We start from the raw sequence: 23,848 nt of genomic DNA, 5'->3' as shown, positions 1-23,848 counted from the left end.
GGGTGCATCGAAGAGAACACTTACCCTGCTCACCGGCTCAACCGCCACTTTCTCTCCAGGCGCGCCGCCATGATGCCGAGCGGCGCGGTAATGAGGACGTAGCATGTCGCGACACCGAGCAGGACGGTGAGCACCGAGTCACCGTTCTCGTTGGTCAGCTCTTTGCCTATGGTGAAGAGATCGACGACGAAGAATCCGCCCGCCACGGCCGTGTTCTTCGTGAGCGCGATGAGCACACTGATCAACGGCGGAATCGTCATCGTAAAGGCTTGCGGCAGGATGACGAGCGACACCGACTGCCGGAATCCGAGTCCGATGCTCCGAGCAGCCTCGGCCTGCCCGACAGGCACGCCATTGATTCCCGACCGGATCGCCTCGGCGACGAATGCCGATGTGTAGAACGACAATCCGATTATGGCGAGAACGATGTACGGCAGATTCGATCCGAGGTAGGGCAGGATGATCGCGCAGAAGAAGAGCACGAGCGTCAGTGACGTGTTGCGGAGAATCTCCGTGTAAATGGTAGCGATGGCCCGCAGTGACGGGATGGGAACGATACGCAGCACCGCGATCGCTGTTCCGAGCACGAGGGCCCCGATCGTGGAGGTGGCGAGTAGGGTGAGGGTGACTTCGAGGCCGTCGATGTACCGTGGAAGATTGTCGACAACAGCGTGCACGGCCGGTCCCTTTCAGTAGCGGTCGACCGGCGGCGCCGGCGTATACGGTAGGACGTCGCGCACCGTGGTTTTCCAGGCTCTTTCGTAGGAGCCGTCGGCGGCGGCCTTCTCGAGCACGTCGTTGATCCACTGACGGAATCGAATGTCGTCGTGCGGAAGTCCGACCCCGTACGGCTCGCGGCTGAAAGGCTCACCAACCGTTTTGAACTCGCCGGGATTCTGCGCCACTATTCCGCCGAGAATGACGTTGTCCGTGCTTACCGCGTCGACCCGGCCCGCGCGCAGTGGTTCGAGGCAGGTATTGATGTTGTCGGCGAGGAACACCTTCGCACCCAGGTCCTGGATCTTCTTGGCCGGATTCGATCCTGAGATGGAGCACACGGGCTTCCCAGCGATATCCTGCGGCCCGGTGATCGATTTGTTGTTGGCGCGAACCAGCAACGACTGCCCCGCGATGTAATAAGGCCCGGCAAATGAAACGACCTGCTTGCGTTTGTCGTTGATCGAATAGGTGGCTACCACCAGATCGACTTGATTGCCCTGGATGAACGGCTCGCGATTCGCGGTGACCGTCTCCGTCCATTTGATCTTGTTCGATGGGATGCCCAGCTGACCGGCGATGATCCTGCCGATCTCCACATCGAACCCGACCGGGATGTTTGTTGGTCCGATCAGCCCCAACAGCGGTTGGTCGAACTTCGTCCCGATCGTGATCCGCCCCGCGTTCGCCAGTCGCGCCATCGTGGTGCCGGGCTCGAACCGCGGCGACTGCACGACCTCGACATCCGAGCCGAGCGGGATCCTGGTACAGGAACACAGCAGGGTGATCGCCGAAATCACCACTGCCGCAACGGCAATCTTTTTCAGAGACATGTCCTCAGCCTTCACGCTCGATGCGCCAGGACCTTCGACAGGAAATCTCTGGCTCGCTCGGACCGAGACGAGTCGAGGAAAGTCCGCAGGGGCGCCTTGTTCCACGATCTTCCCGTCCGCCATGAACACCACGCGGTCGGCAGCCCGTCGCGCAAAACCCATCTCGTGGGTGACGACGATCATCGTCATCCCCTCGTTGGCGAGCTCGACCATGACGTCGAGGACCTCGGTCACCATCTCCGGATCGAGGGCACTGGTCGGCTCGTCCATCAGCATCAGCTTGGGGGCAAGTGAGCGCGCGATCGCGACGCGCTGTTGCCTCGAAGTGTTTGTCGACGTTGTCGACGACCAGAGGTCCACCTCGTCGTGCCGGAATCGACTGTGCGTGAATGCATTTGTTCATTCTGAAGGATCCTGCTTTCCTACCCGGGGGCGGACCGACACGGCCAGCGGCTATCGATCGGCTTTTTCTTCGGCGATCGTCACGCCGCCGGCGGCCCAATGGGTATCCGGAACCTCGCGCAGTAGCACACGAATTCGCTCGACGGGCGTTCCGATCGCACGGTTCGTGGCGAGGGTCACCTCTCGGACCAATTCACGCAGCTGGTTTTCGGTACGGCCGGGGCTGAGCGAGATATCGATGATGGGCATGAAAATTCTCCTTACTTCTGGGCACTCGTGGATTACGTTGCAGGGCTTTACCTATGGCTTTCGGTTACGCGCGGCGGGCATCGAGAAACGCGATCGCCTCTTCGTCCACCTCGACCCCCAGCCCCGGTCCGGTGGGCACACGCAGCGCACTGTCGGCTGGCGCGATGACCGGTGAGGTTGATCTGGTGCTTGTACTTCAACGGGCCCATGAGATACGCGGGTACGGCATGGGCGGGCAAGCATCCTGCCAGGTGCAGCCCCGCGGCGTTCGAGAGCCCGAGTTCGACGACGCCGCCGACCATCACCTCGAGACCGTGCGAACGAGCGACACGTGCGGTCCCGAGCGCCCGGGACACACCGCCGAGCTTGGAAAGCCCCCCATTGCTTACCGAGGCGGCCTGTGCCTCGGCGACCACGGGAACATCGCTGGGCGAGCGGATCGATTCGTCGGCTGCCACATCGATGCCGTGCTCATCGGCAAGCACCCGTCGGGCAATGGCGTTTCCTCGATGGTCGTGCGGTGCCACTGGTTATTCGACCAGCCGGACGCCGCATTCCCGGAGCCGAGCGCCCGCGCGAGCGACATCGGTCGTGCTCCGCAGTCCGTTGATGTCGACCAGGAACGGGTGATCAGCGCCGACGCGTTCGCGGGCTGCCTCGATCCGGCGCAGGTCGCCGTCGAGCGAACCCCGCCCGGCGTGGAGCTCGAGCCAACAGAACTCCTTGGCCGCACGCGCCGCCATCTCGGCAACCTTCTCGTGGTCCTCATCCCAGCCGACCGAGCGGTGAACCTCGACCGTTTCGGAGAACCTACCGCCGAGAAGCTCGGAGACCGGAACCTCGGCAGCCTTGCCCGCCAGATCCAGCAGGGCGGAATCGACCGCCGCCATGGCGAAGTCGATTCGATGACTGACCCGCATGATCGTAGCCGTCAACGGCTCGCGCCGAAGTGGGCTGCTGCCGATCAGCACGGGAGCCACGCGCTCGTCGACTACCTGGACGATCGAATCCTGGGTCTCAGCGGTCAGCTGCGGCACAGGACATGCCTCGCCCCAGCCCACGAGGCCGTCGTCTGTGGTGATCTTGACGACTACGGTCGCCGAGACGGTTCGGACGATGTGGGCGAATCGAAACGGCGCCGACAGTTCGGCCCGCAGCGGAATGGCTTCGACATTCGTGATCTTCAACCTGGCTCCTCCGGCGAGATGGTGCGCACCAGATCCGATATTGGGTGACTCAATCTGCGGCCAAGTCAGCTCTTCTTCGTGGACCTGAGTGAGATACCAGACGCGTCCTCGAGCTGCTTGATCGCGAGCAACTGACCGCCGTCACCGTATTCGAGCAGAGCCCGACGATGGATCTGCTCGACCAACGTGGACACCTCCAGTGGTACCCCGACCTCGCGCCCGAGATCGACCGCCAGTCGAATGTCCTTCAAGGCCAGCGCCAGTCGGAAGCACGGCTTGTAGTCGCCCTCGAAGACGTTGTACATGTCATTCTCGAGGACCTTGCTGCTGGCACCGCTGCCGATGAGGGCGTCATGAAGAATGTCGAGATCCACGCCGGCCTTCGTACCGAGTGCGAGCACCTCGGCTCCGGCGACCGCGTGCAGGAAAAACCCCAGATTCAGACACAGCTTCACCGCGTACCCCGCACCCTGCTCGCCGACGTGCAGGATCCGCTCCGGATTGCCCATCGCTTCGAGCAGCGGCCGCGCGGCTTCGAGGTCTTCCTTTTCGCCACCGGCGAACACCTGCAGCGTTCCGGCGGTGGCGCCCGGCACACCCCCGGTCACCGGCGCATCCAGTGCGGACCATCCCGCATTCGCGTGGGCACGCTCGACCCGCTGCATGCAGTCCAGGCTGCTGCTGCTCATATCGATCCAAATCGCGCCCGGCCGCAAAGCTGCGGCCACACCATGCGCACCGAGCATCACCGATTCGATCTCGTCGGGGCCTGGCAGCATGGTGACCAGGAAGTCGGCGTCTTTCGCGACATCTTTCGCGGATTGGGCGGCCTTCGCCCCGACGGCGACCAGCTCCTCAACGATCTCACGCCGGGTGTCGAACACCGTGACGGAGAAGCGGGCGGCAACGTTGCGCGCCATCGGGGCGCCCATCCTTCCGAGCCCGATAAAACCAACTTGCATTTGCCATCGCTCATTTCTGTCGGTGCGGATCATCCAAATTGGATGATCCACTTCGAATAATAGGGTGACCCAACCGTGTGGTCGACAATGCTGCCCTCGTCGCGGCACACTCACCAATACGGTCCGCATCCGATCCAATCCCGTCTCGAGGCTGGACAGATCGGTAGCGAACGAGATTCGGAAATGCCCTTCACCGGAGGGTCCGGACTCGCGACCGGAACGGACGATGACACCGGCCCGCGCCATGCGGGTGGTCAACTCCTCGGAGCTGATCGACATGTCCACCCGGGGGGAACGCATAGAAGGCGCCGGTCTCCAAGGCCGAGTCGGCCATGCCGTGTGGTGGTGCCATCGCCGCTCCCTTGTGCCGCGCGCCCCCCGCGGGTATGACCCGCATCACAGAGTGATGCAGGCAACCGTACATTGGGTCACCCAATATCGCAACAAATCGCCCAAAGTTCCAACACCAAGACGCATTGGTTTGAAAATTGGTCCCACCGACGCAGATAATGCGCATATGAGCACATCGCCCCACGCCAACGGTGGCGGCGCGAAGAACCCGAGGCTGCGTGACCGGGTGGTCGCCGATATCCTGGACCTGACGCGCGGCCTCGACTTGGAACCCGGCCATGCGCTGCCTACCGAACGCGAGCTCGCCGAGCGATTCAAGGTGAGCCGCAACGTCATCCGGCAGTCGTTCAGCATCCTCGAAGAGCGTGGCCTCATCACCTCGAGACAGGGATCGGGCAGGTACCTGCGCACCGTCCCCGGCGGCGCGGCGTCGGCGCATATCGGCCCGGACTCACTGGAAGTCGCGTCGATCGCTGATATCCTCGAGACGCGTTCGATTCTGGAACAGCACACGGTCGTGCTGGCCGCACAGCGCCGAACCGCGGCCGAACTGCGCAAATTGATCAAGCTCGGCTCGCGGCTGCAGACCTGGGACGACAACCTGGACTTCCACGTCGCGCTCGCGGCGGCCACGCACAACTTCATGCTCGAGCGACTGGTGCGCCAGCAGATCGAGTTGAGCGGCCAGCTTCATCAACGCGAAAAGTACAGTGAGGCAAACGAACTCGCACGGATGCGGGCCGAACATGAGAGCATCGTGCACGCCGTCGGGTCACGGGACCCAGATTTGGCCAGACAGCTGATGCGCTCGCACCTGCGCGGTACTCGCCGGACCATCACCAGTGACGATCTCGTCCTCGGTACCGAGGACGACCTTCAGGTCACCTGAGCGGCCGGACAGGGTCGGGCCACCGCAGACTGCGGTGGAAGCACAGGTTTGTTTGCCCCGAGCCTACACTCTCTCCAAAATTGGATCACCCAATGGCTGGATTGGTCACCGCCACTGAGACTCGAGGAGACGGATGGCCAATGGATGCCATCACGTCGGTTCCGACGCCGTACAACGAGCCGATCAAGGGCTACGCGCCAGACTCGGCGGAACGCGAAACCCTGCGGCTGTCGGACGCCGAACTGGCGACCTTGGCGGTGATGCAGGGGCTGCTCGGGTTCACCTCCGAGGCCCGCTGGCTGCGCGGTATGCCCGCATCTGCGGCATCTGCCGCAGCAGCCCGGCTACAACAAGCGGCTGCGCAACGCTGCCGGGCTGCTACAGGCCGCGATCCAGGTGCTGGCCGCCGACACCAGCCTATGGACCGACGACGTGCGGGTGGCTGACTCCACACCGGTGGAATGCGGCCGGTCGAAACCGACCGTGTAGTGTTCGGACCTGGCCGGATGGGCCGAGTACGGGTACTGCGCCTCGCATTCGCGCCATTTCTGGGGCCTGCGGCTGCACCTGATCGCCCTCTGGGCGGCCTGCCGATCAGGGTCGCGCTCACCGGCGCGAAAGCCGATCAACGACAGACCTTGCTCGGTATCCTGACCGCCGACCCGGACCTGGTCGCCCAGCGGCCGGGCCAGACCCTGATCTGCGACAAGAACTACTTCGGCGCCGGATTCGAGACCGAGCTCGCCGAGGTCGGGATCGCGCTGCTGCGCCCAGCCCGCAAAGGCGAGGCCGAACGCCCGGGCAGCACACTGTTCAAACCCCTGCGGCAAACCATCGAATCGATCAACCAGACCTGCAAAGCCCAGCTCGACCTCGAACGCCACGGCGGAAGGACCCCGGCCGGGCTGATCGTCCGCGTCCTGCAACGCATTCTCGCCCTCAGCGCCGCCATCTGGCACAACGACCACACCGGCGCACCCGTACACCGATCACTCACCGCCTACGACCCGTTGGAATCGATCGTCTGGAAACACGTCGGCCGGATTCTTTACGAGTAGATGGCAAATGGCCGCAGAACACACGGTACTGTCGGCGGATACGTGTTTAGGGGGCACATTGGTAACTCACCGGGTACACCCAGAACTTACGGGGCACCAGACGTAGGACCTGAACGCAAATCCTGCGCCACCTGACTGGTACGGCCTGAAAACCCGGAGAGGCGGAACAGTTAGAGCAGGGGTTTGATGTCCGCGGCAGCCTCGGGGCCGTAGGCGGCGGTCAGGCGCTCGAGCGCGGTTTCCTTGTTCAGCGTCCACTCCTGGGTGCCCATTGTCTCCAGCACGAGCACAGCGATCAGCGAGCCGAGCTGGGCGGAACGCTCCAAGCTCAGGCCGGCTGTGTGGCCGGTGAGAAAACCCGCGCGGAACGCGTCACCGACGCCGGTCGGCTCCACCTTCTCGGTCTCGGGAACCACGCCGACGGTCACCTCCGTGCCGTCCCGGTCGATGATCCGCACGCCGTCCGCGCCGAGTGTGGTGACGCGGATGCCGACCTTTTCAGCGACCTCTTCCTCGCTCAGGCCGGTCTTCTGCAGCAGCAGCGCCCACTCGTACTTGTTCGTGAAAAGATATGCGGCACCGTCGATCAGCTGCACGGACTGGTCGCCGTCGAGGCGGGCCAGCTGCTGGGAGGGGTCGGCGGCGAACGGGATGCCGAGTTCGCGGCACTCGGCGGTGTGCCGCAGCATCGCCTCCGGATCGTTCGCGCCGATCAAGACGAGGCCGAGCTTCCGCGTCTCGGCGAGCTGAGCGATCGAAACGTCGCGCGCCTCACTCATCGCACCAGGGTAGAACGACGCGAGCTGAGCCATGTCGTCGTCGGTGGTGCAAACGAAACGGGCGGTGTGCGCCCGCTCGGAGACCAGGACGCCGGAGCAGTCGACGCCGTGCGATTCCAGCCAGTCGCGGTATTCGGCGAAATCGGCGCCGACGGCGCCGACCAGCAGGGGCGTGCGGTTCAGCAAGCCCATGGCGTAGACGATGTTTCCACCGACGCCTCCGCGGCGGATCTGCAGATCATCGACAAGGAAGCTCAGCGAGACGTGGTCGAGCTGATCTGCCAGCAGTACGTCGGCGAACCGTCCGGGAAAACGCATGAGATGGTCGGTCGCAATGGACGCGGAAACGGCGATGGACACGTGGCTGAGCCCTTCAAAAGTAGGCGGCAGGCGGTCTGGACCGGGACGCGAGTCCCGGTCTCACCGTAACTGATCCGCTGTTCCGCCTCTCCGGGTATTCAGGCCGTACTAGTCGAGTGACGCAAGATTTGGTTTCAGGTCCTGCGTCTGGTGCCGCTCGAGTTTTGGGCGTACCCGGTGAGTTACCCATGTCCTTGCGATATCAGTCGTTCCGTTCGGAAGTCATTCCGTTCGGACTTGTTCATCGCGGCTGGGCGGGGAAATCAGTTGAAGGAGTCGCCGCAGGCGCAGGAGCCGGTGGCGTTCGGGTTGTCGATGGTGAAACCCTGCTTCTCGATCGTGTCGACGAAGTCGATCGAGGCGCCCTGCACGTACGGAGCGCTCATACGGTCGACGGCCAGCGTCACGCCACCGAAATCGACGATCAGGTCACCGTCCAGCGAGCGGTCGTCGAAGAACAGCTGGTAGCGCAGTCCGGCACAACCACCCGGCTGCACCGCGATCCGCAGCGCCAGGTCGTCGCGCCCCTCCTGATCCAGCAGCGCCTTCGCCTTCGCGGCGGCGGCGTCGGTCAGAGTCACACCGTGGGTGGTGGCGGTCTCGTTCTGCACAGTCATGAACTCTCCTCGAGGAACCCTTGGTCAACCCGTGGCAGCGCACGGGTCGTGTTGGTCAACACCACTCGGCAGGCTGCTATTCCCCCATCTTGCCATCACCCGGGCCGCTGTGGCAGGCGACCTCCGTGACTGCGCACACTCCCGGCGAATCGGACCGCGTTTCACACCGCATAGTCGATCGAATAGCCTGGTCGCTGTGAAATTGTTCCGTCGCGGCGAGTCCAGCACCACCGACGCGACCGCCGAATCGACGGCGGTCGCGGATGGCGGCTCGGCCGCGGGTTCCACTCGGACGTCGGCCACAGCCACCGCGGGCAAGGGCCGTCCCACCCCGAAACGCCGTGACGCACAAGGCAAGCGCCGCGGCCCCGTAGCCCCCGCTCCACTCACCGCGAAGGAGGCCCGCGCCCGGCGCAAGGCCACCCGCGGCAGCAGGCAGGAGCGCAAGGCGGCATCGGCCGAACGGCGCGCGGCCGCCCAGGATCGGCGGGCTCGCATGCTCGCGGGCGAAGACAAATACCTGCTACCGCGCGACCAGGGGCCGGTGCGAGCGTTCGTCCGCGACATCGTGGACGCCCGTCGCAACCTGGTCGGCCTGTTCATGCCGATGGCGTTGGTGCTGATCCTGTCGATGTTCGTCGCGCCTGCGCTGCAGACCATCGTGACGCTGGCCATGCTGGTGATGATGGCGTTCATGATCGTGGAGGGCGTCCTGCTCGGCCGGATCGTGAACAGCCGGGTCAGGGAGCGTTTCCCGGACAGCACCGACACCGGATACCGGCTCGGCTGGTACGCCTTCGTTCGCGCCTCCCAGATCCGCAAAATGCGCGCTCCGAAGCCGCGGGTCGGGCCCGGGGACAGTGTTTGATCTGCAGCGCCTGCGGCGCTGTGTTCGCGGCCCTGATGGGGTGAGAGCGGGTTGGTGGGTAAGGCCGACCCGCTAGGCGTGGCGGCCAGTTGGTGAGCCTTCTTCGGTCTTTCAGGCTGCGAATGTTGCCCCCACTCTCGTCTGGCACGGATGGACGCGTTGCTATGAGCGGGGCCGTAGCCGTTCGGTCTCGGTCATCGATGGGCGTTTCGGCCGAGCATGGCCGTCAGCTCGGCCCGCATGCGCTGGGCATCGCGGTCGACGACATCGGATGAGCCTGCCCTGCCGGTGCCGTATCCCACCAGCGCCGCGAAGGCCACGATGACCGCCAGGAAAACAAGGAAAGTAAGCATGGCGGTAATTTTTCGCTCGGTGATTTACCGCCGAAAGTGGCTGCGCTGACAGTGTTCGTAAAAATTCGGCCAGTAGACTGCCTGCATGCTGTCGAAGGTCGCCGTGGTGCTGTCCGAGCGGATGGCCATGTTCGAGTTCGGGGTCATCTGTGAGGTTTTCGGTCTCGACCGGACCGCCGACGGACTGCCCGGCTTCGACTTCCGGGTCTGCGGGGCAGAGCCGGGCACCCCGCTGCACTCGACCAGTCCTGGAATCACCGTCACACCCGAATACGGGCTCGCGGAGCTGGCGGCGGCCGACCTGGTCGCGATCCCGGCCGCTGCGACAGGCACGGAATTCGATCCACGGGTCGTCGGGGCGGTCCATGACGCGGCAACGGCCGGTGCGACCGTGCTCACCGTCTGCTCCGGGGCCTTCCTGGCCGGCGCAGCCGGGCTGCTCAACGGGCGAAAATGCACCACGCATTGGCGTTACGTCGAGAAACTCGCCGCCGAGTACCCCGAGGCCACCGTCGATCCCGACGTCCTGTTCGTCGACGAAGGCAACCTGATCACCAGCGCGGGCACCGCCGCGGGCATCGACGCCTGCCTGCATCTGGTGCGGCGCGAACTCGGCAGCAGCGTCGCCAACGCGATCGCGCGGCGCATGGTGGTGCCACCCCAGCGCGACGGCGGGCAACGTCAGTTCATCGAACGCCCGGTCGCCGCCTGCACCTCCGACAGCCTCACCCCGACCCTGGCGTGGATGAACGAACACCTCGACCTCTCACACACCATCGAGGAACTTGCCACCCGCTCCACCATGTCCACCCGCACCTTCGCCCGTCGCTTCACAGCCGAAACCGGAACCACCCCGGTGAAATGGCTCACCAACCAGCGCGTGCTGCTGGCAAAGCAACTCCTCGAGGAAACCGACCTCGGCCTGGAACGCATCGCCGCCCGCTCCGGCTTCGGCTCCGGTGCCCTGCTACGCCACCACTTCCAACGCCTCGTCGGCATCGCTCCCACCGAATATCGCCGCCGCTTCGGCGGGAATACGGACGCGGGGCAGGAGGCGTCGGCGTAGTCGTTGCGGTGCGTGATGGCCGTGGGTGGTGTGCGGCGCGCGGCGAGGGCCACGGTCGACACATCGCGGACGGATGGCTGGCGCCCGCCGATTGATACGGTGCACCGGTGCCGCACAGTTCCTCGTCCGCATCCGCGCATCGCATACTCGTTCTCGGCGGCGCGCGATCCGGTAAGTCGGCGTTTGCGGAGGAGCTCGCAGCCCAGGGGCGCGGCCCGGTCCGCTATCTCGCCACCGCCGCACCCGAGCCGGCGGACCTCGATTTCGCCGAGCGGATCGCCAAACACCGCAGCCGTCGACCCGGAAGCTGGTCGACCATCGAAAGCGCCGACCCCGCAACGGTTCTCACCGCACCGACGTTGCCATCGAACCCCCCGGACAGCACGCTCATCGATGACATCGGCACCTGGCTCACGGCCCGCATCGACGCACGCGCGGCGTGGGACGCACCGCGTGGCACGATTTTCTCCGACACCGATGCCCTGGTCGCGGCCGTCGCCGCCTACCCTTACCGCCTCGTGATCGTGACCCCGGAAGTCGGTATGGGCGTTATCCCGGCGACCCGCTCGGGCCGTCTGTTCCGCGACGAAATCGGCTCTCTCAACCAGCGTTTGGCCCAGGTCTGCGACGAGGCGTACCTCGTCGTCGCGGGCCTACCTCTGCGCTTGAAGTAGCGCGGCCCCGCGGGGGTGTGCGGAAGCCCCCCGGTGGAGGGCCACCGGGAGCCCGGAAATGGCAAGATTGGGCGGCGTAGTCGGCGGGAACCGCCATGACCGGAAGGGCTCGACAGTGACTCACGGATTTGGACCGGTAGCGCCCCCGGACACACAGTTTCGTGTGGTGGCCGAGCAGCGGCAGGCGCAGCTGACCAAACCCGGCGGGGCGCTCGGCCGGTTGGAGGAACTCGGCAACTGGGTGGCGGCGTGCCAGGGTGCCTGCCCGCCGAAGCAGTTCGAGCGCGCCAGGGTCGTGGTGTTCGCCGGTGACCACGGCGTCGCACGGCACGGGGTTTCGGCGTATCCGAGCGAGGTCACCGCGCAGATGGTCGCGAACTTTCTCGGTGGCGGCGCCGCGGTGAACATCCTCGCGGCGGTGGCAGGAGCGACGGTCCGGGTCGCGGACATCTCCGTCGACGCCGACACCGACCCGCAGGTGTCGAAGCACAAGGTACGCCGTTCCAGCGGAGCGATCGACCGCGAGGACGCGCTCACCGCCGAGGAAATCCAGGCGGCGCTCGCCGCAGGCCGCGCCATCGCCGACGAGGAGATCGACGCGGGTGCCGACCTGCTGATCGCAGGCGACATGGGCATCGGCAACACCACTCCCGCCACCGTGCTCGTCGCTACCCTCACCGACACCGAACCCGTCGCCGCCGTCGGGCGCGGCACCGGCATCGACGACGCGGGCTGGGCTCGCAAGGTCGCCGCCATCCGGGACGCGATGCGCCGCGCCCGTCCGGCCGTCAAGGACCCGGTCGAACTCCTCCGTATCGCCGCAGGCGCCGACTTCGCCGCGATGGCCGCCTTCCTCGCCCAGGCCGCTACCCGGCGCACCCCGGTCATCCTCGACGGCGTAGTCGTCACGGCCGCGGCGATGGTCGCCGAAGACCTGGCAGCAGGCGCGAGCGCCTGGTGGCTGGCGGGCCACCGCTCGACCGAACCGGCCCACACCCTCGCACTGAAACATCTGCGCCTCGACCCCCTACTCGACCTGAACCTGCGCCTCGGCGAAGGTTCAGGCGCCCTCACCGCCCTCCCGGTCCTGCGTTCGGCAGTCGCGATCCTCGCCGAGATGTCCACCTTCGCCGACGCCGGAGTCAGCACTGCCGACGCCGAACCGGTACGCACCACACTGGACCTGCGCAAGTGAACTGTTCTCGGCCCGCTGGGACGCAACCACGGGACACCGTCATCACCTGCCACACCTCCTCGGCGACAACACCTGACCACCCCGACACCCGGTCGCGTCCGGTCAGCTGGACACTCAGCCAGACCGATGCGGCGTCCCCGCTCAGTTTCCCCGACGCACGATGGCAGCCGATCCCGAAGCGGATCTTTCGTGGCAGGCGCGAGGCCGCGGGCTTCAGAGGAGGTTGTTCGATATGACCGGAGTACTCCTGGCGTTCTCGTGGCTGACCGTGCTGCCCGTGCCCGCGCCGAATGACGTCGATCGGGCGATGGTGGGGCGGGCGATCAGTGCGACGCCGGTCGTCGGCGCGCTGCTCGGGGCGGGTGCCGCGGGTTTGTTGTGGCTGCTGGCCTGGGACGGTGCGACTGCTCCGCTGGCCGGTCTGCTGGTAGTCGGCGCGCTGGCGTTGGTCACCCGGGGAATGCATCTGGACGGTCTCGCCGACACCTTGGATGGGCTCGGCAGCTACGGGCCGCCTGAGCGGGCCAGGCAGATCATGAAAAGTGGCGGCTCAGGGCCGTTCGGTGTCGCGGCGATCGTGTTCACCATTGGGATACAAGCCTTCTCGTTCGCGGCTCTCGCCAACTCGGACCGGTGGCTCGCGGTAGCCCTCGCGGTCACAACCGGCCGTGTGGTCGTAGTCATCGCCTGCCGGGGCATCGCCGCCGCCCCCGGCACCAGCTTCGGCGTCCTCGTCGCGGGCACCCAATCGACACTCACGGCCGCATTCTGGTCCGTCGCCGCCGTCGCCCTCGCAGTACTGGCCGTCCCCGGCCGCTCCTGGCAGGGCCCCCTTGCCGTCCTTCTCGCCCTCGCCGCCTCGATGGTCCTCGTGCATCACTGCGTCCGTCGTTTGGGCGGACTTTCCGGCGACCTCCTCGGCGCCGCCCTCGAAACATCGGTGGCTGTCGCGGCAGCAGTGCTGTCCCTCACCGTCTAGCCAGCCTCACCGGAAATTTTCCGGCCGTGCCGCGCGGATCATCCGAGTCGGGCAATAAGGTGGGCGGTATGCCTTCTGAGCGCCTGTATTTTCGCCAACTGTTGTCGGGACGCGACTACGCCGTGGGCGATCCGATCGCGACGCAGATGCGCAACTTCGCGTACCTGATCGGCGATCGGGAGACTGGCGAGTGCGTGGTGGTCGATCCGGCGTACGCGGCGGGCGACCTCGTGGATATCGCCGAAGGAGACGGTCTACGGCTGGCTGGTGTCCTCGCGACCCACCACCACCCCGACCATGTGGGCGGCACGATGCTCGGCTTCACCCTCCGGGGCGTGCGCGAGTTACTCGAAAAGACAAGTGTCCCAGTGCATGTCAACGCCGAGGAGGTGCCGTGGGTGGCCAACGTCACCGGCATCGCCGAGAGCGAGCTGACCGGTCATGAGCACGGTGACAAAGTCACCGTCGGCGCTTTCGACATCGAGCTCTTACACACGCCAGGACACACTCCGGGTAGCCAGTGCTTCCTGTTCGACAACCGTCTGATCGCGGGCGACACCCTGTTCGTCGACGGATGCGGCCGCACCGATTTCCCTGGTGGCGACTCGGACGAAATGTTCCGCAGCCTGCGCTACCTCGCGGCGCTCGCCGACGACCTGGTGATCTACCCGGGTCACTGGTACTCGCAGGAACCGAACGCCGCGCTGTCCACTGTCCGGGACAACAACTACGTCATGCGCCCGCAGACCCTCGACCAGTGGCACATGCTCATGCCGGGCTGAGTCACATCCCGCGCATCCACCCGTGGATATCGGCGAAGGTGCCGCGCTGGATGCCGGTGAGCGTGTCGCGCAGGGCCATGGTGACCTCGCCGGGCTCACCGCCGCCGATCGTGAACTCGCTCTCGCCGGAACGGACCCAGCCGACCGGCGTGATCACCGCAGCGGTGCCGCACGCGAAAACCTCGGTGAGCTCACCGGATTCGGCGCCCTTTCGCCACTCCTCCACCGAGATCTTGCGCTGCTCGACGGGGAAGCCGGAATCGGCGGCAAGGGTCAGCAGCGAGTCCCGCGTGATGCCCGGCAGCAAGGAGCCGGACAGCTCCGGAGTTACCAGCCGTGCCTCGGAGCCGGAGCCGAAGACGAAGAACAGGTTGTTGGTGCCCATCTCCTCGACGTAGCGGCGCTCACACGCGTCCAACCACACGACCTGATCGCATCCCTGCGCCGAGGCCTCGGCTTGGGCGAGCAAAGAAGCGGCGTAGTTGCCCGCGACCTTGGCCTCACCGGTACCGCCGGGCGCCGCCCGCACGTACTCGGTGGACAGCCAAACCCGCACCGGCTTCACACCGCGGGGGAAGTACGCACCCGCCGGGGAACCCAGCAGCAGGTACTTGTACGACGCGGCGGGCTTCACACCCAACCCGGCCTCGGTCGCGAACATGAACGGCCGCAGGTACAGCGATTCCTCGCCGCCCGCCGCGGGCACCCAGTCCCGGTCCACGTCGAGCAGTTGGCGCACCGACTCGATGAACAGTTCCTCCGGCAGCTCCGCCATCGCCATGCGGCGGGCCGACTTGCGGAAACGCGTGGCGTTCGCGTCGATACGGAAGCAGGAGACGCTGCCATCGCTCTGGCGGTAGGCCTTCAAACCCTCGAAGATGGCCTGGCCGTAGTGGAACACCATCGTCGCCGGGTCCAGGGCCAGCGGGCCGTACGGCTCCACACGCGCGTTGGTCCACGCACCGTCGGTGTAATCGATCGACACCATATGGTCGGTGAAGAATCGTCCGAACCCGGGCGCCGTCAGTACCTCTTGTCGCCGCTGCGCCGGGACGGGCGCGGGATGCGGGACATGGGTGAACTGTGCGGCAATGGTCATGCCGATGATCCTATCCGGGAGCGATTTTCCGGTTACGCCCGTGGTCCGGCCCATGGCCGGTGGCCTCCCGCACACCACACCGCACTGCGCGCAGCTACTTGGTGTTCGTCTGCACGAACGGTGGGCGGATGATCTTGCAGCGCAACCGGCGGCCGCGCACGTCGACCTCGACCTCGACTCCGGGCGCTATGTCCGCGTCGGTATCGAGCAGAGCCAGCGCGATACCGACTTTCAGCGTGGGCGAGAACGTGCCAGACGTGGTTTCACCGACCGGCTTGCCGGCGCGGAGCACGGTCTGTCCCTGGCGGAGTACGCCACGATCAAGGGCTTCGAGTCCCAGCAAGAGTCGGCGCGGTCCGGCCGACTTCTCCTGCTCGAGTGCCGCTTTGCCCCAGAATTCCGGCTTCTTCCAGCCGACCGCCCAACCACAGCGCGCCTGCACCGGGGAAATCTCCGGCGACAGTTCGTGCCCGTGCAGCGGGTAACCCATTTCGGTGCGCAGCGTGTCACGGGCGCCCAGGCCGGCAACCTGGCCGTCGGCCGCGCGCACCTGCTCGACCAGGGCGCGGAACAGCGGTTCGGCGTCGTCCCAACGGGGCAGCAGTTCGTAGCCGTGCTCTCCGGTGTACCCGGTGCGGCACACCCGGACCGGGTGGCCGTCCCATTCGGCATCGGCGTAAGCCATGTACTCGAGCTCGGTGGGCAGGCCGAGCGCGGTCAGCACCCCGGTCGAGCGGACGCCCTGGACCGCGAACACGGCGTAGTCGCGGTGCTCGTCCGTCACGGTGACACCCTCGGGCGCGTCCTTCTGCAACTCCGCGACGACGGCAGCGGTGTTGGCGGCGTTCGGCACGAGAAAGATCTCCTCGTCGCTCACGTAGTAGGCGATCAGGTCGTCGATCACTCCTCCGTCCGGCGCGCAGCACAGCGTGTACTGCGCCTTGCCGGGCCTGATCCGGCCGAGATCATTGGTGAGCGCGGAGTTCACGAACGCCATCGCCCCAGCCCCGAGCACTGTCGCCTTCCCGAGGTGGCTGACATCGAACAGCCCGACCGTGGCGCGAACCGCCTGATGCTCAGCGACTGTCCCCGCATAGGACACGGGCATCTCCCACCCACCGAAGGGCGCGAACGTCGCACCCAACTCGACATGAACGGCGTGAATAGGTCCTCGCAGCAGATCGGTCACCCGCCGAGCTTATCCGGGAACGCGCAGCCGTCGGCCTGATCCTCGCCTGGTAGGCCCGCACACTGGCCTGCCAGCACCGAGCCCTGGGCAACCGGATCCTGATGCACCGCCGCCTCGACGAACACGAACGTCCGCGGCACGCAACGCTCGAGTCTTCAGCTGTGTTGCACCGCCGGTTGAAACCTGGTCGCGATCAGTCGCACCCATGTGCCACTCAACGGGCGGCCCCAGGGCGGAACCACATGGGGATGAGGGTTGGGCCATTTTCCGGAAGTGTGTGGGTCGCTCCGGTCCGGGTGAAGCCGGAGCGGGTGTACAGGCTGGCGGATCGTTCGGTGCTCGCTTCGAGGAAGACCGGGATGCCCGTTTCGGAGGCGGCTCGCAGCCGGTGCGTGAGGATCGCGGCACCTGCGCCTTTGCCGCGATGCTCCGGCATCGTGACGATCACTTGCAGATATTGGTGCGGGAATTCACGAGGGTGTTCGCGGGCGAGCAGTTCGGTCACGAACGCCGCGCGACGCAGCGGGCGCACGGCGGGTGTCTTCTCGGCCAGTGCCCGCGCCTCGACGGCCTCCCCGGTGAACCGCTCCACCGAGGTGACGTGTTGCCAGATCGACACGGACCACATGTCCTCATCCGCCCCAGCGACCCAGATCTCGTCGTCCCGCAGTGCGCGGTCGACCAGGCCCGGCACGAACGCGGTCCGGAAGCCCGCGTCCGGCTGCCCCTCCAGCACCCACACCGTCACCACCTCGTCCACGCTGGCCGCGCAGAACGCCTCGATGAGCGCGTCGCGGTCCCGGGTACTCGCCTGCCGAGTGGTGAGCTGCATCCGCCAACCCTTTCGATGTGAACAGCGTGTGTGATTGTCAATCTAGGGATGTCACAGCCCACTTGCTAGTATTTCGTCACACCTATTCGTGTGTCGAAATGAGAGCGTCTGATGACGTGCGAGATGTGCCGGAACGAGCTCGCCCAACCCACACGCGGCCGCAAACGCAAGTACTGTTCCCGGTCCTGCCAAGCGCGCGCCTACCGTGCCCGCCGCGACGACGCACCACCCACTCGCCGCACCACGCGGCCGACGCGGCTCACCAGAGTCGCCATCACACGCGCCGCCGTCGACCTGGCCGACCGCGATGGCATCGACGGTCTGACCATGCGCCGCCTGGCCAGCGTGCTCGGCATCGCGACGGCCGGCCTCTACCGCCACTTCCCCGACCGGGAAGCATTGCTGGCGAGCATGGCCGAGCTGGTGCTCGACGAAATTCCCCCGCCTCCGCCTCGCTGCTCCAGCTGGCGCCCGCGGCTGCGACACGAGGCAGGCGAGGAGTGGCGCCTCTACCGCAGGCACCCGTGGATGTTGCCCCTCCTGGCCCGAACCCGTCCGCCCCTCGGCCCCGCGTTGCTGGACATCCTCGAACGCAACTTCACCGCCCTCGACCACCCCGACCTGTCCAGGCAGACCGCGTTCGCGATCTACCTGTCGCTGTCCGGCCTGGTTCAGGGTCTGGCGCTGCTGTGGAGTTCCGAAGGCACCGACCGCCTCGGCAATCCGCAATCCCACGCGGAATCGGCCGCGCGGCGTCACGACCTGACCGAGCTGCTCGACCCGGCGACCCGCCCGGTCCTGCACCGTTTCTTCACCACCGACCCGGCCGGCCTCGACCTGGACTTCGACGACCTCCTCGACGTCGGCGTGGAACTGCTGCTGGACGGCGTCGCGGTGCGGCACCTGGAACCGACCGAATAGCCTGGGCCCATGACCGCTGTTGCAGATCGCTCGCTCGGACCGGAACTGGCACGCACCGAGACCATCGGCGCGGACACCGATGTGCTCGTCGTCGGGTTGACATCGTCGGAGGACGGACCCGCCATCGTGCCAGAGGACCTGTTCGGCGACGTGCTCACCGCCGAGGTGCGCGCGGAGCTGCTCGACCAGCTCGGCGCGGTCGGCGCGAAGGGCAAGGCCGAAGAGCTGACCCGGATTCCGGCCCCGGCGGGATTGGACGGGGTGTCCAGCGTGCTCGCCGTGGGGCTCGGCGCCGCCGACAAGGCCGATGCCGAGCAGATCCGCCGCTCGGCAGGGGTGGCCGCCCGCGCGCTGTCGGGTACCGAACTGGTGGTGACCACGCTGTCGGGCCTGGATCTCGGCGCCGCTGTGGAGGGCTTCTACCTGGGCGCCTACTCGTTCACGCCGTTCAGGTCGGACAAGTCCGCGCCCAAGCCGGACGAACGCCCCGTGGCCCGCGTCGAGTTCCTCGTGCCCGAGCCGGGATTCGGCGAGGAGGTGTTCTTCCGCGCTCAGCTGACGGCCGAAGCCGTCGCCACCGCGCGCGATTTCGTGAACACACCGCCCAGCCACCTGTTCCCCGCCGAGTTCGCTTCCCGAGCGGAGAAACTCGCCGAGGCCGCGGGTCTCACCGTCGAGGTGCTCGACGAAAAGGCACTGGAAGCACGCGGTTACGGCGGCGTACTCGGCGTCGGCAAGGGCTCCTCGCGTCCGCCGCGCCTGATCCGGATCAGCTACGCGGGCGGGCCCAAGAAGGTCGCGTTGGTCGGCAAGGGTATTACCTTCGACACCGGCGGCATCTCCATCAAGCCCGCGGCGAACATGGAAAACATGACCTCGGACATGGCCGGTGCGGCCGCAGTGATCGCCACCACGCTGCTCGCCGCACGACTGAGCCTGCCGATCACCGTCACCGCGACGGTTCCGATGGCCGAGAACATGCCCTCGGCCACCGCGCAGCGCCCCGGGGACGTACTCACCCAGTACGGCGGAACCACCGTCGAGGTGCTCAACACCGACGCCGAGGGCCGTCTGATCCTGGCCGACGCGATCGTCCGCGCGGCCGAGGACGACCCCGACTACCTCATCGACGTGGCCACGCTGACCGGCGCGCAGATGGTCGCGCTCGGCACCCGCACACCCGGCGTGATGGGCACCGACGAGTTCCGCGACCGGGTCGCCCGCATCTCCCGCGACGTCGGCGAGAACGGGTGGGCCATGCCGCTTCCCAGCGAGCTGCGCGCCGATCTGAACTCCAAGATCGCCGACCTGGCCAACGTCGCGCCACACCGCTGGGGCGGCATGCTCTCGGCGGGCTTGTTCCTCCAGGAGTTCGTCCCGGACGGCGTGCAGTGGGCGCATCTCGACGTCGCGGGCCCGGCCTACAACACCGGCGGCCCGTTCGGCTACATCGGCAAGGGCGGCACCGGCGTGCCGGTCCGAACACTCATCACGGTGATCGAGGACATCGCCGCCGAGTGAACCGCGGGGGCGTCGTCGCTCGGACGGCGCCCCTACATTTCGCGCAATTCCTCTTCCAACGCCCGCTGCCGCTGCACGCGCTTGCGGGCGTCGTAGTCGCGCATCCGCTGCGGATACCCGGTCTTGCGCACGTCGTAAACGGGGATTCGCAAATCTCCGGCAAGCCGCCGGGCCCCGCGTTCGCCGACGATCCGGCGCGTCCATTCACCATCAGCGGCAATAAGAACGACTGTGACATCGGTCACCGTGGTCTTCGGCTCGATGTAGCCTTCAACTCCCACGTGGGTGCGCACCCACTCGGCCAGATAGCGCGCGTCCGCGCCCTTCACCGAACCCGCACGTAGAGCACTACCACCCCGGCCCGCGCGACCTCGGAAACGATCCAGCAAACCCAACGACGCCGACCTCCTTTCCAGCACCGGGGAATGTTCACCGCCGGTCATCCCATAGTGCCAGCTCCGTACAGTTGGCTGCCCTCTGCTTCGCAGTTCGCGGACGAATGCAAGGATGGACCGCGGTACAAGAACCACACAGATCTCCGGTGCCACCACAATGATCGGTGGCTGTCGGATGCACGACGCGACCCGCGACGGGCGTCCGCAGTGAGATCAGCTGTTGTAGAACCCGTCGAGCAGTCAGAGGAGTCAACGGACATGGCCTTCTCCGTCCAGATGCCCGCTCTTGGTGAGAGCGTCACCGAGGGAACGGTGACCAGGTGGCTGAAGCAGGAAGGAGACACGGTCGAGGTCGACGAGCCGCTGCTCGAGGTCTCCACCGACAAGGTCGACACCGAAATCCCGTCCCCCACGGCGGGTGTGCTGTCGAAGATCGTCGCCCAGGAAGACGATGTGGTCGAGGTCGGCGGTGAACTCGGCGTCATCAGCGAGCCCGGTGAGGCGGCTTCGTCCGCGCCCGCGCCCGCTCCGGAGGCCGCGGCTCCAGCCCCCGCGCAGGAGGCACCCGCCCCGGAACCCCAGCCCGCCCCTGCCGCGCAGGCACCGGCCCCCGCCGCCCAAGCTGCGCCCGCGCCGTCCGGTGACGGCACTCCGGTCAAGATGCCGGAACTCGGCGAGTCGGTCACCGAGGGCACCGTCACCCGCTGGCTGAAGGCGGTCGGTGACGAGATCGCCATCGACGAGCCGCTGCTCGAGGTTTCTACCGACAAGGTCGACACCGAGATCCCGTCCCCCGTCGCGGGCACCCTGCTGGAGATCACCGCGCAGGAAGACGACGTCGTCCCGGTCGGTGCTCAGCTCGGTGTGATCGGTAGCGGTTCTCCCGCGGCCGCTGCACCGGCTCCCGCGCCTGCCCCGGCACCGGCACCGGCCGCACCCGCCCCGGCTCCCGCACCTGCCCCGGCTGCCGCCGCCCCGGCACCTGCGCCTGTCCCGGCACCCGCCGCCGCGTCCGACAACGGAGCGATCCCGTACGTCACCCCGCTGGTCCGCAAGTTGGCCGAGGAGAACAACGTCGACCTGGCCACGGTCACCGGTTCCGGTGTCGGCGGCCGCATCCGCAAGCAGGACGTGCTGGCCGCCGCGGAGGCCAAGAAGGCACCGGCACCGGCCGCACCCGCCCCGGCCGCCGCCAAGGCGCCGTCGGCCCCTGCCGCGGCGCGCCCGCAGCTGGCCCACCTGCGCGGCACCGTGCAGAAGGCCAACCGCATTCGCCAGATCACCGCGACCAAGACCCGCGAGTCACTGCAGACCACCGCGCAGCTGACCCAGGTGCACGAGGCCGACGTCACCAAGGTCGCCGCGCTGCGTAGCCAGGCCAAGGCGTCGTTCAAGAACCGCGAGGGCGTCAACCTGACGTTCCTGCCGTTCTTCGCCAAGGCCGTCGTCGAGGCGCTCGGCGTGCACCCGAACGTCAATGCCAGCTACGATGAGTCGAGCAAGGAGATCACCTACCACGCCTCGGTGCACCTCGGCATCGCCGTCGACACCGACCAGGGCCTGCTGTCCCCGGTGATCCACAACGCGAGCGACCTGTCGCTGGCGGGCCTGGCGCGCGCCATCGCCGACATCGCAAACCGCGCCCGCAACGGGGGGCTCAAGCCCGACGAGCTGGCCGGTGGCACCTTCACCATCACCAACATCGGCAGCCAGGGCGCGCTGTTCGATACCCCGATCCTGGTTCCGCCGCAGGCGGCCATGCTCGGCACGGGTGCGATCGTCAAGCGCCCGGTCGTCGTGACCGACGAGACCGGCAACGAGTCCATCGGCGTCCGCTCGATGTGCTATCTGCCGCTCACCTACGACCACCGCCTGATCGACGGCGCCGACGCCGGTCGCTTCCTGACCACGATCCGGCATCGGCTCGAGGAAGCGGCGTTCGAGGCCGACCTCGGCCTGTAAGGAAGCTCCGGCACGTATGAAGGTCGTGATCGCCGGCTCGTCCGGGCTGATCGGGACAGCGCTCGTCGCGGCTCTGCGCCGCGACGGGCACGACGTCGCCCGACTGGTGCGCAGAAAGGCCGCGGGCCCGGACGAATTCGCCTGGGACCCGGCCCGCGCCGACCTGAACGAGCGGGCGCTTCGCGGCGCCGATGCGGTGGTCAACCTGTGCGGCGCGAACGTGGGAAGTCGTCGCTGGACCGGCAGTTTCAAACAAGAACTGCGCGACAGCAGGATCACCCCCACCGACGTGCTGGCGAGCGCGGTCGTCGCCACCGGCATTCCAGTGCTGTTGAACGCCAGCGGCGTGCACTACTACGGGGGTGACACCGGAGACCGCGTGGTCGACGAAACCTCCTCCGTCGGTTCGGGTTTCCTCGCCACACTGTGCCGGGACTGGGAAGCCGCCACCGAGCCCGCTGCCAACGCAGGCGTGCGCACGGTCCTGCTGCGCAGCGCAGGCGTACTCTCGCGCACCGGTGGCCTGCTCAGCGTGCTGCAACCGCTGTACTCGCTCGGGTTCGGTGGACGGCTCGGCAACGGTCGCCAGTACACGCCGTGGATCTCGATGGCCGACGAGATCGGCGCGATCGTCTTCGCGCTCGGCAACGACACGATGGCCGGGCCGGTCAACGTGGTCGGCCCCGCACCGGTAACCAATGCCGAGTTCAACCGCGCGCTCGGGCGGGCCGTCCACCGGCCAACTCCGTTCACGGTGCCCGCGTTCGTGCTACGCACGTTGATCGGCGAGTTCGCGCAAGAGGCGATCCTGCACGGCCCGAGAGCGATTCCCACGGCCCTCGAGGAGGCGGGCTACCAGTTCCAGCATCCCACCATCGGTGCCGCGCTCGCGTCCGCGGTGGGACGCCCCGGAGGTGCCCGATGACCGACCGACTAGACACCAGGCCCGCCGCCGTCATCCGCGATGCAAACCCCACCGACCTGCCCGCGATCCTCACTATCCACAATGCGAACATCGCCGCCTCCACTGCGATCTGGGACACCGAGCAGGTCGGGCTGGACGAGCGCACCAGCTGGTTCCGTGCTCGCACCGGGGCCGGGCTGCCCGTGCTGGCCGCCGAGATCGACGGTGAGCTGGCGGGTTACGCGAGCTATGGTCCGTGGCGCACCAAGTCGGGGTACCGCTTCACCGTGGAGAACTCGGTTTACGTCGACGGACGGTTCCACCGCCGCGGTGTCGCCAGCGCCCTGCTCACCGAGCTCGTCGAGCGGGCGCGGCGCGGCGGGACCGTGCACGCCATGATCGCCGCGATCGAATCGAGCAATACCGGGTCGGTCCTGTTGCACGAGCGCTTCGGATTCCGCACCGTCGGTGTGCTGCCCGAGGTCGGGCACAAGTTCGGGCGGTGGATGGATTTGACGCTCATGCAGCTGACATTGCCGGTCGACGTCGACTGAACCGCTGCCGGTCGTCCCCCTTGATGCGATCACGATGAGGGGGCGTCGCACTGCTCGCCGCTCATCACCCAGGCACTGTGCACACCATGGTGGGCGATCGAATCGAGCAACCCCGGGCCGATCCTGTTTGCAGGGGCGCTTCGGATTCCT

24 protein-coding genes and 3 pseudogenes are annotated in these 23,848 nt (G+C 66.9%); 13 read left to right on the top strand and 14 right to left on the bottom strand.

The genetic code is table 11. The features are described from left to right. Window positions 1-29: 29 nt before the first annotated feature. The 6 genes and pseudogenes from AB4Z47_RS23090 to AB4Z47_RS23065 form a co-directional block, all read right to left on the bottom strand. A complete protein-coding gene (locus AB4Z47_RS23090; protein WP_441953420.1) occupies window positions 30-677 on the bottom strand; it encodes an amino acid ABC transporter permease in 648 nt (215 codons plus the stop codon). Between the two features lie 12 nt (window positions 678-689). After that, window positions 690-1,418, bottom strand: coding sequence for a glutamate ABC transporter substrate-binding protein (locus tag AB4Z47_RS23085; RefSeq protein WP_441953523.1), 729 nt, complete (start codon window positions 1,416-1,418; stop codon window positions 690-692). 143 nt (window positions 1,419-1,561) lie between these two features. Beyond that, window positions 1,562-1,871 (bottom strand): annotated as a pseudogene (locus AB4Z47_RS23080) (AAA family ATPase); the annotation flags it as partial. A gap of 132 nt (window positions 1,872-2,003) precedes the next feature. Continuing rightward, on the bottom strand, window positions 2,004-2,201 hold the full coding sequence (locus tag AB4Z47_RS23075; RefSeq protein WP_441953418.1) for a tautomerase family protein: 198 nt from the start codon (window positions 2,199-2,201) through the stop codon (window positions 2,004-2,006). A 47-nt stretch (window positions 2,202-2,248) separates the two neighbouring features. Continuing rightward, a pseudogene (locus AB4Z47_RS23070) lies at window positions 2,249-3,388 on the bottom strand (mandelate racemase/muconate lactonizing enzyme family protein). A 65-nt stretch (window positions 3,389-3,453) separates the two neighbouring features. Further along, on the bottom strand, window positions 3,454-4,383 hold the full coding sequence (locus tag AB4Z47_RS23065; protein WP_441953416.1) for an NAD(P)-dependent oxidoreductase: 930 nt from the start codon (window positions 4,381-4,383) through the stop codon (window positions 3,454-3,456). 193 nt (window positions 4,384-4,576) lie between these two features. On the opposite strand from AB4Z47_RS23065, the gene AB4Z47_RS23060 reads away from it, so the two are divergent. Both AB4Z47_RS23060 and AB4Z47_RS23055 read left to right on the top strand, forming a co-directional pair. Beyond that, window positions 4,577-5,590: a FadR/GntR family transcriptional regulator gene (locus tag AB4Z47_RS23060; protein WP_441953414.1), complete on the top strand. Its 1,014-nt coding sequence runs from the start codon at window positions 4,577-4,579 to the stop codon at window positions 5,588-5,590. A gap of 140 nt (window positions 5,591-5,730) precedes the next feature. After that, window positions 5,731-6,648: pseudogene (locus AB4Z47_RS23055) on the top strand (IS982 family transposase). A gap of 170 nt (window positions 6,649-6,818) precedes the next feature. Here the strand turns inward: AB4Z47_RS23055 and AB4Z47_RS23050 are convergent. Both AB4Z47_RS23050 and AB4Z47_RS23045 read right to left on the bottom strand, forming a co-directional pair. Beyond that, a complete protein-coding gene (locus AB4Z47_RS23050) occupies window positions 6,819-7,787 on the bottom strand; it encodes a carbohydrate kinase family protein (RefSeq protein WP_441953412.1) in 969 nt (322 codons plus the stop codon). Between the two features lie 263 nt (window positions 7,788-8,050). Further along, complete coding sequence (locus AB4Z47_RS23045; protein ID WP_327114428.1) at window positions 8,051-8,404, bottom strand: HesB/IscA family protein; 354 nt, start codon at window positions 8,402-8,404, stop codon at window positions 8,051-8,053. A 196-nt stretch (window positions 8,405-8,600) separates the two neighbouring features. On the opposite strand from AB4Z47_RS23045, the gene AB4Z47_RS23040 reads away from it, so the two are divergent. After that, window positions 8,601-9,272: a DUF3043 domain-containing protein gene (locus AB4Z47_RS23040; RefSeq protein WP_441953410.1), complete on the top strand. Its 672-nt coding sequence runs from the start codon at window positions 8,601-8,603 to the stop codon at window positions 9,270-9,272. 194 nt (window positions 9,273-9,466) lie between these two features. Here AB4Z47_RS23040 and AB4Z47_RS23035 read toward each other — a convergent pair whose 3' ends face one another. Next, complete coding sequence (locus tag AB4Z47_RS23035; protein WP_441953408.1) at window positions 9,467-9,625, bottom strand: hypothetical protein; 159 nt, start codon at window positions 9,623-9,625, stop codon at window positions 9,467-9,469. 85 nt (window positions 9,626-9,710) lie between these two features. On the opposite strand from AB4Z47_RS23035, the gene AB4Z47_RS23030 reads away from it, so the two are divergent. The 5 genes from AB4Z47_RS23030 to AB4Z47_RS23010 all read left to right on the top strand — a co-directional run bounded on the left by AB4Z47_RS23030 (window position 9,711) and on the right by AB4Z47_RS23010 (window position 14,321). Beyond that, complete coding sequence (locus AB4Z47_RS23030) at window positions 9,711-10,691, top strand: helix-turn-helix domain-containing protein (RefSeq protein ID WP_441953406.1); 981 nt, start codon at window positions 9,711-9,713, stop codon at window positions 10,689-10,691. 107 nt (window positions 10,692-10,798) lie between these two features. After that, entirely contained in the window at window positions 10,799-11,365 is a 567-nt protein-coding gene (gene cobU, locus AB4Z47_RS23025; RefSeq protein ID WP_441953404.1) for a bifunctional adenosylcobinamide kinase/adenosylcobinamide-phosphate guanylyltransferase, read from the top strand. A 115-nt stretch (window positions 11,366-11,480) separates the two neighbouring features. Then, complete coding sequence (gene cobT, locus AB4Z47_RS23020) at window positions 11,481-12,560, top strand: nicotinate-nucleotide--dimethylbenzimidazole phosphoribosyltransferase (RefSeq protein ID WP_441953402.1); 1,080 nt, start codon at window positions 11,481-11,483, stop codon at window positions 12,558-12,560. 232 nt (window positions 12,561-12,792) lie between these two features. Next, the gene (locus AB4Z47_RS23015; protein WP_441953400.1) at window positions 12,793-13,539 is read left to right on the top strand and encodes an adenosylcobinamide-GDP ribazoletransferase; all 747 of its coding nucleotides are present in this window, start codon (window positions 12,793-12,795) and stop codon (window positions 13,537-13,539) included. 68 nt (window positions 13,540-13,607) lie between these two features. Continuing rightward, window positions 13,608-14,321, top strand: a complete 714-nt coding sequence (locus tag AB4Z47_RS23010; protein ID WP_441953398.1) for an MBL fold metallo-hydrolase — start codon at window positions 13,608-13,610, stop codon at window positions 14,319-14,321. Between the two features lies 1 nt (window position 14,322). On the opposite strand, the gene AB4Z47_RS23005 is transcribed toward AB4Z47_RS23010, so the two are convergent. The 4 genes from AB4Z47_RS23005 to AB4Z47_RS22990 form a co-directional block, all read right to left on the bottom strand. Then, entirely contained in the window at window positions 14,323-15,420 is a 1,098-nt protein-coding gene (locus tag AB4Z47_RS23005; RefSeq protein WP_441953396.1) for a branched-chain amino acid aminotransferase, read from the bottom strand. A 94-nt stretch (window positions 15,421-15,514) separates the two neighbouring features. Continuing rightward, complete coding sequence (gcvT, locus tag AB4Z47_RS23000) at window positions 15,515-16,609, bottom strand: glycine cleavage system aminomethyltransferase GcvT (RefSeq protein ID WP_441953394.1); 1,095 nt, start codon at window positions 16,607-16,609, stop codon at window positions 15,515-15,517. Further along, window positions 16,606-16,749 (bottom strand): hypothetical protein, encoded by a 144-nt coding sequence (locus tag AB4Z47_RS22995; protein ID WP_441953392.1) that lies wholly within the window; start codon window positions 16,747-16,749, stop codon window positions 16,606-16,608. Before AB4Z47_RS22995 ends, gcvT begins: the two co-directional genes overlap by 4 nt. Window positions 16,750-16,823: 74 nt before the next feature. After that, a complete protein-coding gene (locus AB4Z47_RS22990; RefSeq protein ID WP_441953390.1) occupies window positions 16,824-17,441 on the bottom strand; it encodes a GNAT family N-acetyltransferase in 618 nt (205 codons plus the stop codon). A gap of 111 nt (window positions 17,442-17,552) precedes the next feature. On the opposite strand from AB4Z47_RS22990, the gene AB4Z47_RS22985 reads away from it, so the two are divergent. Together AB4Z47_RS22985 and AB4Z47_RS22980 are read left to right on the top strand one after the other, a co-directional pair. Further along, complete coding sequence (locus tag AB4Z47_RS22985; protein WP_441953388.1) at window positions 17,553-18,362, top strand: TetR/AcrR family transcriptional regulator; 810 nt, start codon at window positions 17,553-17,555, stop codon at window positions 18,360-18,362. Between the two features lie 9 nt (window positions 18,363-18,371). Continuing rightward, window positions 18,372-19,883 (top strand): leucyl aminopeptidase, encoded by a 1,512-nt coding sequence (locus AB4Z47_RS22980; protein WP_441953387.1) that lies wholly within the window; start codon window positions 18,372-18,374, stop codon window positions 19,881-19,883. A 32-nt stretch (window positions 19,884-19,915) separates the two neighbouring features. Here AB4Z47_RS22980 and AB4Z47_RS22975 read toward each other — a convergent pair whose 3' ends face one another. Beyond that, a complete protein-coding gene (locus AB4Z47_RS22975; protein ID WP_441953521.1) occupies window positions 19,916-20,278 on the bottom strand; it encodes an oxidoreductase in 363 nt (120 codons plus the stop codon). 258 nt (window positions 20,279-20,536) lie between these two features. Here AB4Z47_RS22975 and sucB point away from each other — a divergent pair, with 258 nt between their 5' ends. Genes sucB through AB4Z47_RS22960 form a run of 3 tightly spaced genes read left to right on the top strand, consistent with a single transcriptional unit; the run spans window position 20,537 to window position 23,698 of the window. Next, on the top strand, window positions 20,537-22,240 hold the full coding sequence (gene sucB / locus AB4Z47_RS22970; protein ID WP_441953386.1) for a 2-oxoglutarate dehydrogenase, E2 component, dihydrolipoamide succinyltransferase: 1,704 nt from the start codon (window positions 20,537-20,539) through the stop codon (window positions 22,238-22,240). Window positions 22,241-22,256: 16 nt separating this feature from the next. Next, window positions 22,257-23,165 carry a TIGR01777 family oxidoreductase gene (locus AB4Z47_RS22965; RefSeq protein ID WP_441953385.1) on the top strand — a complete coding sequence of 303 codons (909 nt, stop codon included), beginning with the start codon at window positions 22,257-22,259 and terminating at the stop codon, window positions 23,163-23,165. Further along, a complete protein-coding gene (locus tag AB4Z47_RS22960; RefSeq protein ID WP_441953384.1) occupies window positions 23,162-23,698 on the top strand; it encodes a GNAT family N-acetyltransferase in 537 nt (178 codons plus the stop codon). The genes AB4Z47_RS22965 and AB4Z47_RS22960 overlap by 4 nt, the downstream gene beginning before the upstream one ends. Window positions 23,699-23,848: the final 150 nt, after the last annotated feature.

Source organism: Nocardia sp. 2TAF39 (assembly GCF_052114905.1).
Lineage (GTDB): Bacteria > Actinomycetota > Actinomycetes > Mycobacteriales > Mycobacteriaceae > Nocardia.
This window is presented reverse-complemented; position numbering and strand designations above follow the sequence as displayed.

What these genes read in the sequence shown, in the direction of transcription:
- AB4Z47_RS22965 (WP_441953385.1), top strand. Translation starts at nt 22,257, where the DNA reads ATGAAGGTCGTGATCGCCGGCTCGTCCGGGCTGATCGGGACAGCGCTC.
- AB4Z47_RS22990 (WP_441953390.1), bottom strand. Translation starts at nt 17,441, where the DNA reads ATGCAGCTCACCACTCGGCAGGCGAGTACCCGGGACCGCGACGCGCTC.
- AB4Z47_RS22980 (WP_441953387.1), top strand. Translation starts at nt 18,372, where the DNA reads ATGACCGCTGTTGCAGATCGCTCGCTCGGACCGGAACTGGCACGCACC.
- sucB (WP_441953386.1), top strand. Translation starts at nt 20,537, where the DNA reads ATGGCCTTCTCCGTCCAGATGCCCGCTCTTGGTGAGAGCGTCACCGAG.
- AB4Z47_RS23015 (WP_441953400.1), top strand. Translation starts at nt 12,793, where the DNA reads ATGACCGGAGTACTCCTGGCGTTCTCGTGGCTGACCGTGCTGCCCGTG.
- AB4Z47_RS23045 (WP_327114428.1), bottom strand. Translation starts at nt 8,404, where the DNA reads ATGACTGTGCAGAACGAGACCGCCACCACCCACGGTGTGACTCTGACC.
- AB4Z47_RS23030 (WP_441953406.1), top strand. Translation starts at nt 9,711, where the DNA reads ATGCTGTCGAAGGTCGCCGTGGTGCTGTCCGAGCGGATGGCCATGTTC.
- AB4Z47_RS23085 (WP_441953523.1), bottom strand. Translation starts at nt 1,418, where the DNA reads ATGGCGCGACTGGCGAACGCGGGGCGGATCACGATCGGGACGAAGTTC.
- AB4Z47_RS23035 (WP_441953408.1), bottom strand. Translation starts at nt 9,625, where the DNA reads ATGCTTACTTTCCTTGTTTTCCTGGCGGTCATCGTGGCCTTCGCGGCG.
- AB4Z47_RS23065 (WP_441953416.1), bottom strand. Translation starts at nt 4,383, where the DNA reads ATGATCCGCACCGACAGAAATGAGCGATGGCAAATGCAAGTTGGTTTT.
- AB4Z47_RS23005 (WP_441953396.1), bottom strand. Translation starts at nt 15,420, where the DNA reads ATGACCATTGCCGCACAGTTCACCCATGTCCCGCATCCCGCGCCCGTC.
- AB4Z47_RS23010 (WP_441953398.1), top strand. Translation starts at nt 13,608, where the DNA reads ATGCCTTCTGAGCGCCTGTATTTTCGCCAACTGTTGTCGGGACGCGAC.
- AB4Z47_RS23060 (WP_441953414.1), top strand. Translation starts at nt 4,577, where the DNA reads ATGACACCGGCCCGCGCCATGCGGGTGGTCAACTCCTCGGAGCTGATC.
- AB4Z47_RS22960 (WP_441953384.1), top strand. Translation starts at nt 23,162, where the DNA reads ATGACCGACCGACTAGACACCAGGCCCGCCGCCGTCATCCGCGATGCA.
- AB4Z47_RS22985 (WP_441953388.1), top strand. Translation starts at nt 17,553, where the DNA reads ATGACGTGCGAGATGTGCCGGAACGAGCTCGCCCAACCCACACGCGGC.
- AB4Z47_RS23075 (WP_441953418.1), bottom strand. Translation starts at nt 2,201, where the DNA reads ATGCCCATCATCGATATCTCGCTCAGCCCCGGCCGTACCGAAAACCAG.